This window comes from Bradyrhizobium sp. AZCC 1693 (assembly GCF_036924745.1).
Classification (GTDB): Bacteria; Pseudomonadota; Alphaproteobacteria; order Rhizobiales; family Xanthobacteraceae; genus Bradyrhizobium.
In genome coordinates this window covers 3,317,869-3,332,534 of sequence record NZ_JAZHSD010000001.1, presented here as the reverse complement: position 1 = coordinate 3,332,534, position 14,666 = coordinate 3,317,869, and the positions used below count along the sequence as shown (strand labels likewise).

Here is a 14,666-nt window from a genome sequence, read left to right as displayed (position 1 = left end):
AGAGTCGGATTAAACGCGCGGCATGTGACTTTAGTTGCAGTTGGCGCCGGGTGCGTCCAACACCCAGTCCGCGATGAACGCGCGTTAATCTTGGCCTTATTTGCCGCTGACCGGCCGTCCGAAGGCCACAAAAGGGGGCCGTTATCGCGCGTTCGAGCCGTTCAGAACCCCGAATTGCTCCGTTTGGCTGTTTCCGGTTTGCCAGGCGGACGCAGATTCGAGCCGCGCGACCGCTCAGATTCCTTAAAAAATCCCTTACAGCGTGCTCAGTACTTACCCGGTAAAAAATGTTGCAGCACGGCTACAACGCGAGCGAAATGGGACCGTATCTTTACGAGGAGGAGGCCGTTAGCACGACTATTGCATTGCATTGTGAAGTCGCTCGCGTGTCCAATCAACCTATGTGCTGATGGTGATTCGCGAACGGAAGCTGTGACGCTCCGACATTGGAACCCTAATGGTGCGTCCGGCATTTACAGGTGACCATGGAGAGACGGATCATGTACAACGATTCTCTGTTCAATGCTTTCGCCCGGTCCTTCGAAGCTAGAAGCCAGGCCGACATGTCGATGGCGGAATATCTGGAGTCGTGTCGAAGCGATCCGATGCGATATGCCAATGCAACCGAACGATTGCTAGCAGCGATCGGCGAGCCTCAGATGATTGACACGGCCAAGGACCCCCGCCTTGGCCGTATCTTCTTGAATCGCACGATGCGGCTCTATCCGGCCTTCGCCGGCTTCTACGGCATGGAAGAGACGATCGAGCGCCTCGTCGGCTTCTTCCGCCATGCGGCTCAAGGTCTCGAAGAGCGCAAGCAGATTCTCTATCTGCTCGGACCTGTCGGCGGCGGAAAGTCATCGCTTGCCGAGCGGCTCAAGTCATTGATGGAAGTGCATCCGATCTACGTGCTGAAGGCCGGCGACGAGCTCAGCCCGGTGTTCGAAAGCCCGCTCAGCCTGTTCGATCCGGAATCGCTCGGGCCGATGCTCGAGGAAAAGTACGGCATTCCGCGCCGCCGCCTCACCGGACTGATGAGCCCGTGGTGCTACAAGCGTCTCGAGTCCTTCGGTGGCGACATCTCGCAATTCCGCGTCGCCAAGATCCAGCCGTCGCGGCTGCGCCAGATCGCGATTGCAAAGACCGAGCCCGGCGACGAAAACAACCAGGACATCTCGTCACTGGTCGGCAAGGTCGACATCCGCAAGCTGGAGACTTTCGCCCAGAACGATCCCGACGCTTACAGCTATTCCGGCGGCCTCAATCGCGCCAACCAGGGCATTCTCGAATTCGTCGAAATGTTCAAGGCGCCGATCAAGATGCTGCATCCGCTGCTGACGGCGACGCAGGAGGGCAACTATATCGGGACCGAGAATATCGGCGCGATCCCGTTCGCCGGCGTCATTCTCGCCCACTCCAACGAGGCCGAATGGACAAGCTTCAAAGCCAACAAGAACAATGAGGCCTTCATCGACCGCATCTGCGTCATCAAGGTGCCATACGTCCTGCGGGTTGCCGAAGAGCAGAAGATCTACGAAAAGCTGATCCAGGGCTCCGAACTGGCGACCGCGCCGTGCGCTCCGGCCACGCTGGAAACGATGGCGCGCTTCTCGGTGATGTCGCGGTTGCGCAAGCACGAGAATTCGACCGTGTTCGCCAAGATGCGGATCTACGACGGTGAAAGCCTGAAGGAATCCGATCCGAAGGCGCGCAGCGTTCAGGAATACAGGGATGCCGCGGGCGTCGATGAGGGCATGGACGGCGTTTCGACGCGCTTCGCGTTCAAGGTTCTCGCGGCGACCTACAATCATGACACCAATGAGGTCGGTGCCGACGCGGTCCATCTGATGTACACGCTGGAGCAGGCGATCCGGCGCGAGCAGCTTCCTGACGAAGTCGAAAAGCGTTACCTCGAGTTCATCAAGGCCGAACTGGCGCCGCGCTATGCCGAATTCATCGGGCATGAAATCCAGAAGGCCTATCTTGAATCCTATTCGGACTATGGCCAGAACCTGTTCGACCGCTATGTCGACTATGCCGATGCCTGGATCGAGGATCAGGATTTCAAGGATCCCGACACCGGACAACTGCTCGATCGCGAACTGCTCAATCAGGAGCTGACCAAGATCGAGAAGCCGGCCGGCATCGCCAACCCGAAGGATTTCCGCAACGAGGTCGTCAAGTTCTCGCTGCGGTCGCGGGCCCAGAACAGCGGCAAGAACCCGTCATGGACCAGCTACGAAAAGATTCGGGAAGTGATCGAGAAGCGGATATTCTCCCAGGTCGAGGATCTGCTGCCCGTGATTTCCTTCGGCTCGAAGAAGGATGGCGAGACCGAGAAGAAGCATGACGACTTCGTCGCGCGCATGGTCGAACGCGGCTACACCGAGCGGCAAGTCCGCCGGTTGGTCGAGTGGTACATGCGGGTAAAACAGGCAGGCTGAGGCGGATGAAACGTGGCCATTCACATTGTCGACCGGCGCCTGAATCCGGGTAGCAAGAGCCTCGAGAATCGCCAGCGCTTTTTGCGTCGCGCCAAGGCGCTGGTTCAGGGGGCGGTGAAGAAATCGTCGCAGGACCGGGACATCAAGGATGTCCTGGAAGGCGGCGAGGTCAGCGTCCCGATCGATGGCATGGACGAGCCGCGCTTTCGCCGCGAAGGTGGCACGCGCGACATGGTGCTGCCGGGAAACAAGAAATTCGTCGAAGGCGATTACCTCCCGCGGCCGAACCAGAGCGGTGGCAAGGGGAGGGGTGCGGGCGAGGGCGACAGCGAAGATACGTTCCGCTTCGTTCTCAGCCGCGATGAGTTTGTCGACCTGTTCCTGGATGACCTGGAATTGCCCGACCTCGCCAAACGAAAATTGGCAGAGGTCGAAACCGAGGGCATTCGCCGGGCGGGTTACACAACATCCGGCTCGCCCGCCAACATTTCCGTCAGCCGAACGGTAAGTCGCGCCCTGACGCGGCGCGTCGCCCTGCGGCGGCCGAGGCCGGAAGTTCTGGCGGCCCTCGAGGCGGAGTTGGCGGGTTGCCGCGACGAAGCGCGCCGCGCCGAGCTCATGGCCGAGATCGAAGCTCTGAAGACAAAGATGCGCCGGATCCCGTTCATCGATCCGATCGACATCCGCTACCGGCGGTTCGAAACGGTACCGAAGCCCGTGGCGCAAGCCGTCATGTTCTGCCTGATGGACGTCTCCGGTTCGATGACCGAGCACATGAAGGATCTCGCCAAGCGCTTCTATATGCTGCTCTACGTATTCCTGAAGCGGCGCTATCGCCACGTCGAGATCGTCTTCATCCGGCATACCGACCGGGCCGAGGAGGTCGACGAGCAGACGTTCTTTTACGGACCGGCCTCCGGCGGCACGCTGGTGTCGAGCGCGTTGCAGGCGATGCACGACATCGTGCGGTCGCGGTTCAAGCCGGCGGACTGGAACATCTATGCCGCGCAGGCTTCCGACGGCGACAATTCGTTCGCGGACGGCGAGGTCGCGGGCCGGCTCCTGACCGACAAGATCCTGCCGGTCAGCCAGTTTTTTGCCTATCTGGAAGTCGGCCAGGAAAACGGTTTGTCTTACGAAATGCCCAACTCGTCGCTCTGGACTCTCTACGAGGGTCTGCGCGCGAGTGGCGCGCCGCTATCGATGCGCAAGGTCAACGAACGCAGCGAGATTTTTCCGGTGTTTCACGATCTCTTCAAGCGCCGCAGCCAGCCGGAAAGGAGCGCGTCATGACTGCGACCGATCAATTGCTGTTTGAGGGCGCCGACTGGGACTTCCGGACGCTGCAGCGGATCTGCGACGCCTGCGAGCAGATTGCGCGGGACGAATTGAAGCTCGACGTCTACCCCAACCAGATCGAGGTCATTACCGCCGAGCAGATGCTGGACGCATATTCGTCGGTCGGCATGCCGCTGTTCTACAAGCATTGGTCATTCGGCAAGCACTTTGCCTTTCAGGAGGCATCCTACCGCAAGGGGCTGATGGGGCTGGCCTACGAGATCGTCATCAACTCGTCGCCGTGCATTTCCTATCTGATGGAGGAAAACAGCGCGACGATGCAGACGCTCGTGATCGCGCATGCCGCCTTCGGCCATAACCATTTCTTCAAGAACAACTACCTGTTCAAGCAATGGACCGACGCCGACGGCATTCTCGATTATCTCGAATTCGCCAAACGCTATGTGGCGCATTGCGAGGAACGCCACGGCCGGCTGGCGGTCGAGCACACGCTGGATGCCGCGCACGCCCTGATGTCGCACGGCATCGACCGCTATCCCGGCAAGAAGAGTCTCGATCTTCGCGCCGAGGAAAAGCGGGCGGGCAGGCGCCGTGCCCACGAGGAGAGCGCGTTCAACGATTTGTGGCGCACCGTTCCGGGCGGCAAAGTGAAGAGCGGCGCGATACTGGACGTCGAGCGCCGCCGCCAGATGCTCGGCCTGCCGCAGGAAAACCTGCTGTATTTTCTCGAGAAGACGGCGCCGCGCCTGCGTCCCTGGCAACGCGAATTGCTGCGGATCGTGCGGCACATCGCCCAGTACTTCTATCCGCAGAGCCAGACCAAGGTGATGAACGAGGGCACGGCGACCTACGTTCACTATTGCATCATGAGCCGGCTGCACCAGCAGGGCCGGCTGACGGACGGCAATTTCCTCGAATTCCTGCAGTCGCACACCAACGTCGTGTTCCAGCCCGAATTCGATGACCCGCGCTATTCCGGCTTCAACCCTTATGCGCTGGGATTTGCGATGATGCAGGACATCGAGCGCATCGTCACCAATCCCGAGGCCGAGGATCGCGAGTGGTTCCCGGATATCGCCGGGAAGGGCGACGCAATGGGCGTGCTACGCGACATCTGGGCCAACTATCGCGATGAGAGCTTCATCAGCCAGTTCATGAGCCCGCGGCTGATGCGGCACTTCCGCATGTTCCATCTGCATGACGATCCGGAGGACCGGTCCGGTATCCTGGTCGACGCGATCCACGACGAGCGTGGCTATCGCCGGCTGCGGCGCGAACTGGCGCGGCAATACGATGTCGGCTTCATCGATGCCAACATCGAAGTCGTTGACGTCGACCTTGCCGGCGACCGCCGCCTGATGTTGCACCATACCGTGGTAAAGGGCGCCCAGCTCGATGAGGCCGACACCAAGCGGGTGCTGCAGCACCTTGCCGACCTCTGGAGCTACGACGTGTCGCTCGTCGAGGCCGACGCGTCGGGCACGGTCTTGAAGGAGTATGTCGCGAACCCGCGGAACATCGCCGCGGCAGCGTAGCGGGTTGACCTTACCACTTGGTGACGAGCCGCGTCAGCGGCGTCTCGAACGATGCGGCCCTTCTACCCTTCATCCTTCGAGACGCGTTCCGTACTCGTCATGGCCGGGCTTGTCCCGGCCATCCACGTCTTTCCCTGCTGTGGCACCAAGAACGTCATGCCCGGCACAAGGCCGGGCATGACGGTGAGTTGGCACTAGAGGCCTTGATCCACACCTACCTACCGCAGGCTGGCGTTGATCTTTTCCAGCGCCGCCGTGCCGGGGCACAGATCCCTGGCTTCCAGCGTATTGAGCGGCGTCTCGACGGTGTCGAGATGGGTGTGCAGGTCTTCCGAATCCGGATCGACGTAAAGCAGCCCGGTGACCACCTGGCCCTTGGCGGCGTGCTTCTGCAGGAAGGTCATGGCCGCCAGCCGGTCGTTGGCGTCATAGTCGGCGTCGATCTTGCGCAGCGCCAGCCGCGTACCGTCATGCTGCTCGACCATCTGCACCGTGCCCGGCGCATAGTCGACCGTGATCGGGTCGCGGCCGGTCAGCACGTCCAGCCTGTTCACCGCGTCGTTATGTTCACGGACGTAATCGAAACTCTTGGTCGAGCCGGCGTGGTTGTTGAAGGCGATGCAGGGGCTGATGACGTCGATGAAGGATGCGCCCTTGTGCCGGATCGCGGCGGCGATCAGCGGCACGAGCTGGCTCTTGTCGCCGGAGAAGCTGCGCGCCACGAAGCTCGCCCCTAACTGCAGGGCGATCGCCACCAGGTCGATGGCGTTGTCGGTGTTCATCACGCCCTTCTTGGACTTCGAGCCGCGGTCGGCGGTGGCGGAGAATTGCCCCTTGGTCAGGCCGTAGACGCCGTTGTTCTCGACGATGTAGGTCATGTTGACGGCGCGCCGGATCGAATGCGCGAACTGGCCGAAGCCGATGGAAGCACTGTCGCCGTCGCCGGAGACACCGAGATAAATCAGGTCGCGGTTGGCGAGGTTGGCGCCGGTCAGGACCGACGGCATGCGGCCGTGCACCGAGTTGAAGCCATGCGAATTGCCGAGGAAGTAATCCGGCGTCTTCGACGAGCAGCCGATGCCGGAAATCTTGGCGACGCGATGCGGCTCGATCGAGAGCTCGTAACAGGCTTCGATGATCGAAGCGGTGATCGAGTCGTGGCCGCAGCCGGCGCACAGCGTCGAAATTTTCCCTTCGTAATCCCGGTGGGTATAGCCGAGCTCGTTCTTGGGCAGGCCGGGATGATGGAATTTGGGCTTTGCAATGTAGGTCATGACACGGCCTTGCGGAGAGGGGTCACCTTGAGATGGTCCTGGTGGTCGCCAATGGCGTTGGCGATGAAGCGGGCGGTGATCGGCGTGCCGTCATAGTGCAGGATCGGCACCAGCCGGACCGGATCGATGCCGTTCTCGTTGACGATCAACTGGCGCAACTGGGCGTCGCGGTTCTGCTCGACCACGTATACGAAATCATGGTCGGCAATGAAGCTCGCCACGCTGGAGTGGAACGGGAAGGCGCGGATCCGCATGCGGTCGAGCTGATGCCCGCGGGATTCCAGAAGCCCGATCGCCTCGTCCATGGCCGGCGCGGTCGAGCCGAAATAGATCACGCCGTATTTGGTCGGCTTGGCCGCGTTGGCCTGCAACGGCCGCGGCACCATGTCCTGCGCCGTCTCGAACTTGCGCACCAGCCGCTGCATGTTGTCGGCATAGACAGCGCCTTCTTCCGAATAGCGCGCGTAGCGGTCGCGCGAGGTGCCGCGGGTGAAGAACGAGCCCTTGGTCGGATGCGTGCCCGGATAGGTGCGGTAGGGAATGCCGTCGCCGTCGACGTCGAGATAGCGGCCGAAGTCGCGGCCGGGCTCGTCGAGCATTTCCGCGGTCATCACCTTGCCGCGGTCATATTGCCTGGCGTCATCCCATTTCAGCGGGCGGCACAGCCGGTGGTTCATGCCGATGTCGAGGTCGAGCATCAGGAAGATCATGGTCTGCAGCCGATCGGCGAGGTCGAATGATTGCGCCGCGAACTCGAACGCTTCGGCCGGGTCTTCCGGGAACAGCAGGACGTGCTTGGTATCGCCGTGCGAAGCATAGGCGCAGGCGATGATATCGCATTGCTGGGTGCGCGTCGGCATGCCGGTCGAGGGGCCGGCGCGCTGGATGTTCATGATCACGGCCGGAATTTCCGCGAAATAGGACAGGCCGATGAATTCGGTCATCAAGGAGATGCCGGGACCGGAGGTTGCGGTGAAGGCCCGCGCGCCATTCCAGGAGGCGCCGATCACGATGCCGATGGATGCGAGCTCATCTTCGCCTTGCACGATCGCGTATTTGGCCTTGCCGGTTTCAGGGTCGTGCCGCAGCTTCTTGCAGTGGCTGGTGAAGGCCTCCGCCACCGACGACGACGGCGTGATCGGATACCAGGCGCAGACGGTGGCGCCACCATAGACGGCGCCGAGCGCGGCCGCACTGTTGCCTTCGATGAAAATGCGGTCGCCGACCTTGTCGGATTTCTTCACCTGCAGCCCGATCGGGCATTTCAAATTCTGCAGCGCCCAGTCGCGGCCGAGATGCAGCGCGTGGACGTTGGATGACAAGAGCTTTTCCTTGCCCTTGTACTGTTCGCCGATCAACTGCTCGACCAGCTTCGGATCCATGTCGAGCAGGGCGCAGAGCGCGCCGAGATAGATGATGTTCTTGAACAGCTGGCGCTGGCGTGGATCGGTATAGGTCGAGTTGGTGATCGCGGTCAGCGGCACGCCGATCACGTTGATGTCGGCGCGGAATTTCGACGTCGGCATCGGCTTGGTCGAGTCGTAGAACAGGTAGCCGCCGGGCTCGATCGAGGCGACATCCTTGTCCCAGGTCTGCGGGTTCATCGCCACCATCATGTCGACGCCGCCGCGGGCGCCGAGATGGCCGTCTTCCGTTACCCGCACTTCGTACCAGGTTGGAAGGCCCTGGATGTTGGAGGGGAAGATGTTGCGCGGAGAAACCGGCACGCCGTGGCGCAGGATCGAGCGCGCGAACAGCTCGTTGGCGCTGGCCGAACCCGAGCCGTTGACGTTGGCGAAGCGGACGACGAAGTCGTTTACGCTGCTGATCGGGCTTTGGACTGACATGTTGATCCCGCGTGAGTCATATCGATGAGGTACTTTTGCATGTCCCAGGCGCCGGTGGGGCAGCGCTCGGCGCACAGGCCGCAATGCAGGCAGACGTCCTCGTCCTTCACCATGACGCGGCCGGTCTTGAGCCCTTCGGCGACATAGAGGGCCTGGTCGTGATGCGGCGAGGGCGCCTTCAGCCGCTGCCGCAAATCCTCTTCCTCGCCATTCTCCGTGAACGTGATGCAGTCCATCGGGCAGATGTCGACGCAGGCGTCGCATTCGATGCAGGCCGGCGCCGAGAATATGGTTTGCACGTCGCAGTTCAGGCAGCGCTGCGCCTCGCCGAGCGCCAGCTTGACGTTGTAGCCGAGCTCGACCTCGGTCTTGATGTCCTTCAGTGCGATCACCTTGTCGCGATGCGGCACCTTGTAGCGCTTGTCGCCGGAGATATCGTTGTCGTAGCTCCACTCGTGAATGCCCATCTTCTGCGACGAAACATCCACTTCGGGAAGCGGGCGCTCGGTGATGTCTTCGCCCGAGATCATCTTGTGGATCGACAGCGCAGCGTCATGGCCGTGCGCGACCGCCCAGATGATGTTCTTCGGGCCGAACGCCGCGTCGCCGCCGAAAAACACTTTTGGATTGGTCGAGACGAAGGTCCCGGGATCGACCTGCGGCATGTTCCACTTGTCGAACTCGATGCCGCAGTCGCGCTCGATCCAGGGGAAGGCATTCTCCTGGCCGACCGCGACCAGCACGTCGTCGCAGGGAATGGTCTGATCGGGTTCGCCCGAGGGCACCAGGTTGCGGCGGCCGTTGGCGTCGTATTCGGCCTTCACCTTCTGGAAGGTGACGCCGATCAGCTTGCCGCTGACATGCTTGAATGCCACCGGCACCATGTAGTTGAGGATCGGGATGTCCTCGTGAAGGGCGTCTTCCTTTTCCCAGGGGCTCGCCTTCATTTCCTCGAAGCCGGAGCGCACGATCACCTTGACGTCTTCGCCGCCGAGCCGGCGCGCGGTGCGGCAGCAATCCATCGCGGTGTTGCCGCCGCCCAGCACGATGACGCGCCTGCCGATCTTCTCGACATGGCCGAACGAGACCGACGCCAGCCATTCGATGCCGATATGAATATTGGCGGCGGCTTCCTTGCGGCCGGGGATACCGAGCTCGCGGCCGCGCGGGGCGCCGGAGCCGATGAAGATCGCGTCGTAATTTTCGTTGAGCAGCTTCTTCAGGCTGTCGACGCGATGGCCGCCCTTGAACTCGACGCCGAGATTGAGGATGTAGTCAGTCTCCTCATCGATGACGGTGTCAGGCAGGCGGAACTTTGGAATCTGGCTCCGCATCATGCCGCCCGCCTTGGGATCGGCATCGAACACGGTGCAGTGATAGCCGAGCGGCGCGAGGTCGCGCGCCACCGTCAGCGAAGCAGGACCGCCGCCGACCAGCGCGATGCGCTTGCCGTTTTTCGCCAGCGGCTTCGGCATGCGGTGCTTGACGTCGTCCTTGAAGTCGGCGGCAACGCGCTTCAGGCGGCAGATCGCGACCGGGGTTTCCTCGACGCGGCCGCGGCGGCAGGCCGGTTCGCATGGACGATCGCAGGTGCGTCCCAGAATTCCGGGAAACACATTCGATTTCCAGTTGATCATGTAGGCGTCGCTATAACGCCCCTCGGCAATCAGTCGGATGTACTCGGGAACCGGCGTGTGTGCGGGGCAGGCCCATTGGCAATCGACCACTTTGTGAAAGTAGTCGGGCGCCGAGATATCAGTCGGTTTCATTCCTACCTTGTCCGCGCCAGCAACGAGAACGCGGCCTTATTTTGCCTGCGAACGCTTAACGAGCGTTCTTGTGGTTTTTGAATTGGATCATAGGCTTATCTTATTAGAGCCATTCCAGACGCGGCACACAAGCCAATTTTGCGAGATCACCAGCTTTCAGTGCATGGGAGCCTGGACCTGGCGTCGCATCCACGATGCGGCAGTGCAGCATGTGCAGTGCGGCTACGATGCGCGCTACCTGATCAATCCGCGCCGCAGTTCCTCGATCAGAACCCTGATCTTGGAAAGGCTGGCGCGATGATGCGGAAAGGTGGCGAAGACGTTGATCGCGGGAAGGCCCGCTTCGCCGAGCACCTCGACGAGCTTGCCAGACTCGAGATCGTCGCGTGCGAGAAACGACGGCAGGATGGCAACACCGGTTCCTTCCAGCACCAACGACTGCACCGCCATCATGTCGCTGACGACGATGCGCGGCGCGATCTCGATCTCGATCAGGTCGCCCGACCATTCGAAGCGCCACTTGCTTCGCGGCGCGTAGGTCCGCTGCACGATGCAGGCATGAGCGGCGAGATCCTGCGGCCGTTCGACCGGCGCATGCTTCGCCACATAGTCGGGTGAGGCGCAGACGTGCAGCGTAAAGCGATCGATGCGTTCGGACACCAGGCCCGACTGCGTCGGTTCGGCAATGCGAATCGCGAGGTCGTATCCTTCCGCGAGAATATCGACATAACGATCCGACAGATCGAGCTCGAAGCGCAACCGCGGATACCGTCCGGAAAGGGCGGCGAGGCGTGGAAGGACCGAGGTGCGGCCATAGGCCGTCGGCATGGTCACGCGCAACAATCCTTCGGGCTCCGATCCTTCGGATTGCACGCGGCCCTCGGCATCCGCGAGCCGGGCCAGCACGTCGCGCAAGTCATTTGCAAAGGCGAGGCCTGCTTCTGTCAGGGCGACGCGGCGGGTGGTGCGCTCGATGAGGCGCTTGCCGATCCGCGTCTCCAGCGCGGCGACGCGCCGGCTGACGGTGGATTGGGTGATACCCAGTTCGCGCGCGGCCGCGCCGAAGCCGCCGCGGTCGACCACCGCGAGAAAAGCCTCCGCTTCGGAAAAGCTGGCCTTATTCATGCTTATATCGGATTTATGATATCAAGATCGTGCCATATTAATCCGAAGATGGCTATAATAAACCTGTGCGGCCGACCATTTTCACGAGGCTGCACGCATGACCACCGTCACGCAGGCCATTTCCGAGCGCCGCTCGGCGCGCGCCTATCTGAGCCGACCGGTTTCCGCCGACCTGGTCCGCGACATCATCGAGGTCGCGCGCCGCACGCCATCGAGCAGCAACATGCAGCCATGGCGGCTAAGTGCGATGGCAGGCCCCGACCTCGACCGGCTGCGCGACGCGGTGCGGCAGAGCCTCGCGGCCAATCCCGCCGCCGAGGGCTCGGAGTATAAGATCTATGCGGCCAATCTGAAGGACCCTTACAATCGTCGCCGCATCAAATGCGCCGAGGATCTCTATGGGACCATCGGCATCCCCCGCGAGAACAAGATGGCGCGGTTGATGCAGTTTGCGCGGAATTTCGATTTCTACGGCGCGCCGGTCGGCATGATCCTGTCGATCGACCGCGCCATGGAGCAGGGACAATGGGCCGATGTCGGCATGTTCCTGCAGTCGATCCTGCTGCTCGCCCATGAGCGCGGCCTTTCGGCCTGTCCGCAAGCGGCGTGGGCAGCGATGCACAAGACGGTACGCGCGCATCTCGCGCTGCCCGGGGAATACATCGTGTTCTGCGGCATTTCGCTTGGCTATGCCGACCTCTCGCAGCCGATCAACAGCCTCGTCACCGGGCGTGCTTCGTTCGAGGAGATCGCGGATATGCGAGGTTTTACCGAGGACGCGCGCGCGGCGGAGCCGGTACTTGCGGTCCAGCCGCTGTAACGTGGCAGGATGACTTGTTCAGATCACCTGTAGAATGGCGCCGGTCATCCCCAGCAGGACCACGACGATCCATGGCGGCAGTTTCCAAACTGTCAACAGCAGGAAGCCCGCGAGCGCCACGGCGAAGTCGCGCGGGGTGAGCACGGCGCTGGTCCATACCGGATTGTAGAGCGCCGCCCCAAGGATGCCGACGACGGCGGCATTGGTGCCGCGCATCGCGGCCTGCGCGGTGGGGCGCAGGCGTAGCGCATCCCAGAACGGCAGCATGCCGTAGACCAGGAGTAGTCCGGGCAGAGACAAAGCGACGAGCGCAATCGTCGCGCCGGCCAGACCATTGGGAGCGGGTCCGATGGCGCCGAGATAGGCCGCGAAGGTGAACAGCGGTCCGGGCACCGCTTGCGCCATGCCGTAGCCGGCAAGGAAGTCCGCGTTGCTGACCCAGCCCGGCGTCACGACTTCCGCCTGCAGCAGCGGCAGCACGACATGGCCGCCGCCGAACACCAGCGAGCCGGAACGATAAAACGCGTCGAACAGGGCGAGCCCTTGAGAGCCGGTTCTTGCCGCCACCAGCGGCGTGACCAGGAACAGCAGTGCGAACAGCACGAGCGCGATCGCGCCGTGTCGACGCGATACCGAAAAGCCGAGATGGCCCGCCGGCGCGGATCCATTTCCACGGCACAGCCAGAGCCCTGCTATGGCCCCAAGGGCGATGGCGCCGATCTGGCCAAACGATCCGCCGATGAAAACCACGATCGCAACAGCCGCAAGCGCGATCGCAGCCCGCGCTCGATCCGGCGTCAGGCTGTTTGCCATGCCCCAGATCGCCTGCGCAACCACCGCAACCGCGACCAATTTCAGGCCGTGAAGAACGCCTTCGGCGAGCGGGCCCGTGAAGACTGTCGCGCCGAGCGCGAAGGCGAAGAGAACGAGGGCCGACGGTATGGTGAACGCGAACCACGCCGCCAATCCGCCGAGCAGTCCGTTGCCGCGCAGGATGCCGAGGGTGAAGCCGACCTGGCTGGAAGCAGGTCCCGGCAAGAACTGGCAGAGCGCGACGATATCGGCGTAGCTGCTTTCGCTCAGCCATTTTCGCCGTTCGACGAATTCGGTCCTGAAGTAACCGAGATGCGCGATCGGCCCGCCGAACGACGTGAGGCCTAGCCTAAGGAAGGCGGCGAAAACCTCTGCGACGGTGCCTGCGGACTTTTCCGCCATGCATTCAACTCCATTTGTCGGCTGAAGATATCGGGAACCGGCAATGTCGCCAAGCATTTCGGCCCGAGCGGCCTCGGTTCCGTGTCCAAAACATTTTTTGAAGCTTCGCCGGCTACCTTCGTCGTCAGCGGCTTGGTGATCACCTGATCCACAGGCTTAGCGTGACCGCGGCTCCTGTCGTTTGGCAATCACGAACAGCGGTAGCGAGGCGAGCTGGGCGATGACCGCAAACGCGATCAGCGCGCCACGCGATTGCTCGTAGAGCAAGCCCGCAACGATGCTGCCGGTCAACCAGCCGACGCCATATCCTGCGTAAAACAGACCGAAAGCCAGATTGCGCTTGCCCTCCGGCAAGACGTTGGCGACCACCGCCTTCAACAGGGTGTCCTGCGTGGCGTAGCCGATACCCCAAAATACCATGCCGATGAGAACTGCAGTGAAACCGCCGAGGAATGCGAAGGGTGTAAAAAGCGCGGACAGAGCGACGGCGACAAGCAATGTCGGGAGCCGGGCGCGATCATACAACTTGCCGAGCACGAGGCTGGCAATCACGCCGCATCCCGTCGAGAAAGCCAGGAATACCGGTGTCCAGTTCTCACTGACGATCCTGGCCGTCACCAGGTGATAGGCGATGAGCTCGTAGCTCATCAGCCCCGCTGCGAAGCAAGCCGCGCCCGTCATATACAGCCAATACGATCGATCGAATTCGCTCGCCGGCGCAGTCTCACCCTCTTCGAGCCGTGCCGGGACTGGAAAGTTGATACGGGCGACAATGAGCGCGGCGGCCGCCAGCACGCAGGAAATCAGCAGCAGCGCGTATCCGGTTCGGTAATCACCATTCAGGAAGAGAACGAGTGCGATGACGAGGGGGCCGAGAGTCGCGCCGGTCTCGTCGAGCGCGGTGTTGACGCCGTATACCCAGCCTCGTCCGTGCTTGCCGGTTGTGTAGGAAAGCATGGCTTCGACCGTCGGCTTGCGCAAGGCGCGCCCAATCCGCTCGGCAAGGATCAGCAACGCGGCGATCTGCCAGTTTCCAGCCAGGGCCATGGCAGGAACCGCAAACAGATTGATGCCGTATCCGATAAAGGTAATGAGCCAGTATCTGCCGGTTCTGTCGGCGATGTATCCGGAGACGGAGCGCAGCGCGTAGCCGAGGAATTCGCCGACCCCGGCCGTGATGCTGACGATCGCTGCGCCGGCTCCGAGTGTTGCCATGAACTGGCCGTTCATGGCTGCTCCGCCCTCATAAGTCATGTCGCCGAACAGGTTCACTACTCCCATCGTGAGCACGAAGGTGAAGGCAGGCGATGAGCCTATGGTGAGACGCCATCCGGCCAC

10 protein-coding genes are annotated in these 14,666 nt (G+C 62.0%); 4 read left to right on the top strand and 6 right to left on the bottom strand.

The annotated features are described in order from the left end of the window. Positions 1 to 500: 500 nt before the first annotated feature. Genes V1293_RS15940 through V1293_RS15930 form a run of 3 tightly spaced genes read left to right on the top strand, consistent with a single transcriptional unit; the run spans position 501 to position 5,278 of the window. Entirely contained in the window at positions 501 to 2,444 is a 1,944-nt protein-coding gene (locus tag V1293_RS15940) for a PrkA family serine protein kinase (protein WP_334510857.1), read from the top strand. 12 nt (positions 2,445 to 2,456) lie between these two features. After that, entirely contained in the window at positions 2,457 to 3,737 is a 1,281-nt protein-coding gene (locus V1293_RS15935; RefSeq protein ID WP_334510856.1) for a YeaH/YhbH family protein, read from the top strand. After that, positions 3,734 to 5,278, top strand: a complete 1,545-nt coding sequence (locus tag V1293_RS15930) for a SpoVR family protein (RefSeq protein ID WP_334510855.1) — start codon at positions 3,734 to 3,736, stop codon at positions 5,276 to 5,278. Before V1293_RS15935 ends, V1293_RS15930 begins: the two co-directional genes overlap by 4 nt. Positions 5,279 to 5,496: 218 nt before the next feature. Here the strand turns inward: V1293_RS15930 and V1293_RS15925 are convergent, their stop codons facing one another. The 4 genes from V1293_RS15925 to V1293_RS15910 all read right to left on the bottom strand — a co-directional run bounded on the left by V1293_RS15925 (position 5,497) and on the right by V1293_RS15910 (position 11,293). Continuing rightward, positions 5,497 to 6,552: a 2-oxoacid:ferredoxin oxidoreductase subunit beta gene (locus tag V1293_RS15925; RefSeq protein WP_334510854.1), complete on the bottom strand. Its 1,056-nt coding sequence runs from the start codon at positions 6,550 to 6,552 to the stop codon at positions 5,497 to 5,499. After that, entirely contained in the window at positions 6,549 to 8,399 is a 1,851-nt protein-coding gene (locus V1293_RS15920; protein ID WP_334510853.1) for a 2-oxoacid:acceptor oxidoreductase subunit alpha, read from the bottom strand. The genes V1293_RS15925 and V1293_RS15920 overlap by 4 nt, the downstream gene beginning before the upstream one ends. Next, on the bottom strand, positions 8,369 to 10,168 hold the full coding sequence (locus tag V1293_RS15915; protein ID WP_334510852.1) for an FAD-dependent oxidoreductase: 1,800 nt from the start codon (positions 10,166 to 10,168) through the stop codon (positions 8,369 to 8,371). The genes V1293_RS15920 and V1293_RS15915 overlap by 31 nt, the downstream gene beginning before the upstream one ends. Before the next feature lie 234 nt (positions 10,169 to 10,402). Continuing rightward, a complete protein-coding gene (locus V1293_RS15910) occupies positions 10,403 to 11,293 on the bottom strand; it encodes a LysR family transcriptional regulator (protein ID WP_334510851.1) in 891 nt (296 codons plus the stop codon). A gap of 97 nt (positions 11,294 to 11,390) precedes the next feature. Here V1293_RS15910 and V1293_RS15905 point away from each other — a divergent pair, with 97 nt between their 5' ends. Further along, positions 11,391 to 12,113 carry a nitroreductase gene (locus tag V1293_RS15905; protein ID WP_334510850.1) on the top strand — a complete coding sequence of 241 codons (723 nt, stop codon included), beginning with the start codon at positions 11,391 to 11,393 and terminating at the stop codon, positions 12,111 to 12,113. 18 nt (positions 12,114 to 12,131) lie between these two features. Here the strand turns inward: V1293_RS15905 and chrA are convergent, their stop codons facing one another. Then, positions 12,132 to 13,328 carry a chromate efflux transporter gene (chrA, locus tag V1293_RS15900; protein ID WP_334510849.1) on the bottom strand — a complete coding sequence of 399 codons (1,197 nt, stop codon included), beginning with the start codon at positions 13,326 to 13,328 and terminating at the stop codon, positions 12,132 to 12,134. 156 nt (positions 13,329 to 13,484) lie between these two features. After that, the gene (locus V1293_RS15895; protein WP_334510848.1) at positions 13,485 to 14,666 is read right to left on the bottom strand and encodes an MFS transporter; all 1,182 of its coding nucleotides are present in this window, start codon (positions 14,664 to 14,666) and stop codon (positions 13,485 to 13,487) included.

What these genes read in the sequence shown, in the direction of transcription:
- V1293_RS15940 (WP_334510857.1), top strand. Translation starts at nt 501, where the DNA reads ATGTACAACGATTCTCTGTTCAATGCTTTCGCCCGGTCCTTCGAAGCT.
- V1293_RS15930 (WP_334510855.1), top strand. Translation starts at nt 3,734, where the DNA reads ATGACTGCGACCGATCAATTGCTGTTTGAGGGCGCCGACTGGGACTTC.
- V1293_RS15925 (WP_334510854.1), bottom strand. Translation starts at nt 6,552, where the DNA reads ATGACCTACATTGCAAAGCCCAAATTCCATCATCCCGGCCTGCCCAAG.
- V1293_RS15920 (WP_334510853.1), bottom strand. Translation starts at nt 8,399, where the DNA reads ATGTCAGTCCAAAGCCCGATCAGCAGCGTAAACGACTTCGTCGTCCGC.
- V1293_RS15915 (WP_334510852.1), bottom strand. Translation starts at nt 10,168, where the DNA reads ATGAAACCGACTGATATCTCGGCGCCCGACTACTTTCACAAAGTGGTC.
- V1293_RS15910 (WP_334510851.1), bottom strand. Translation starts at nt 11,293, where the DNA reads ATGAATAAGGCCAGCTTTTCCGAAGCGGAGGCTTTTCTCGCGGTGGTC.
- V1293_RS15905 (WP_334510850.1), top strand. Translation starts at nt 11,391, where the DNA reads ATGACCACCGTCACGCAGGCCATTTCCGAGCGCCGCTCGGCGCGCGCC.
- chrA (WP_334510849.1), bottom strand. Translation starts at nt 13,328, where the DNA reads ATGGCGGAAAAGTCCGCAGGCACCGTCGCAGAGGTTTTCGCCGCCTTC.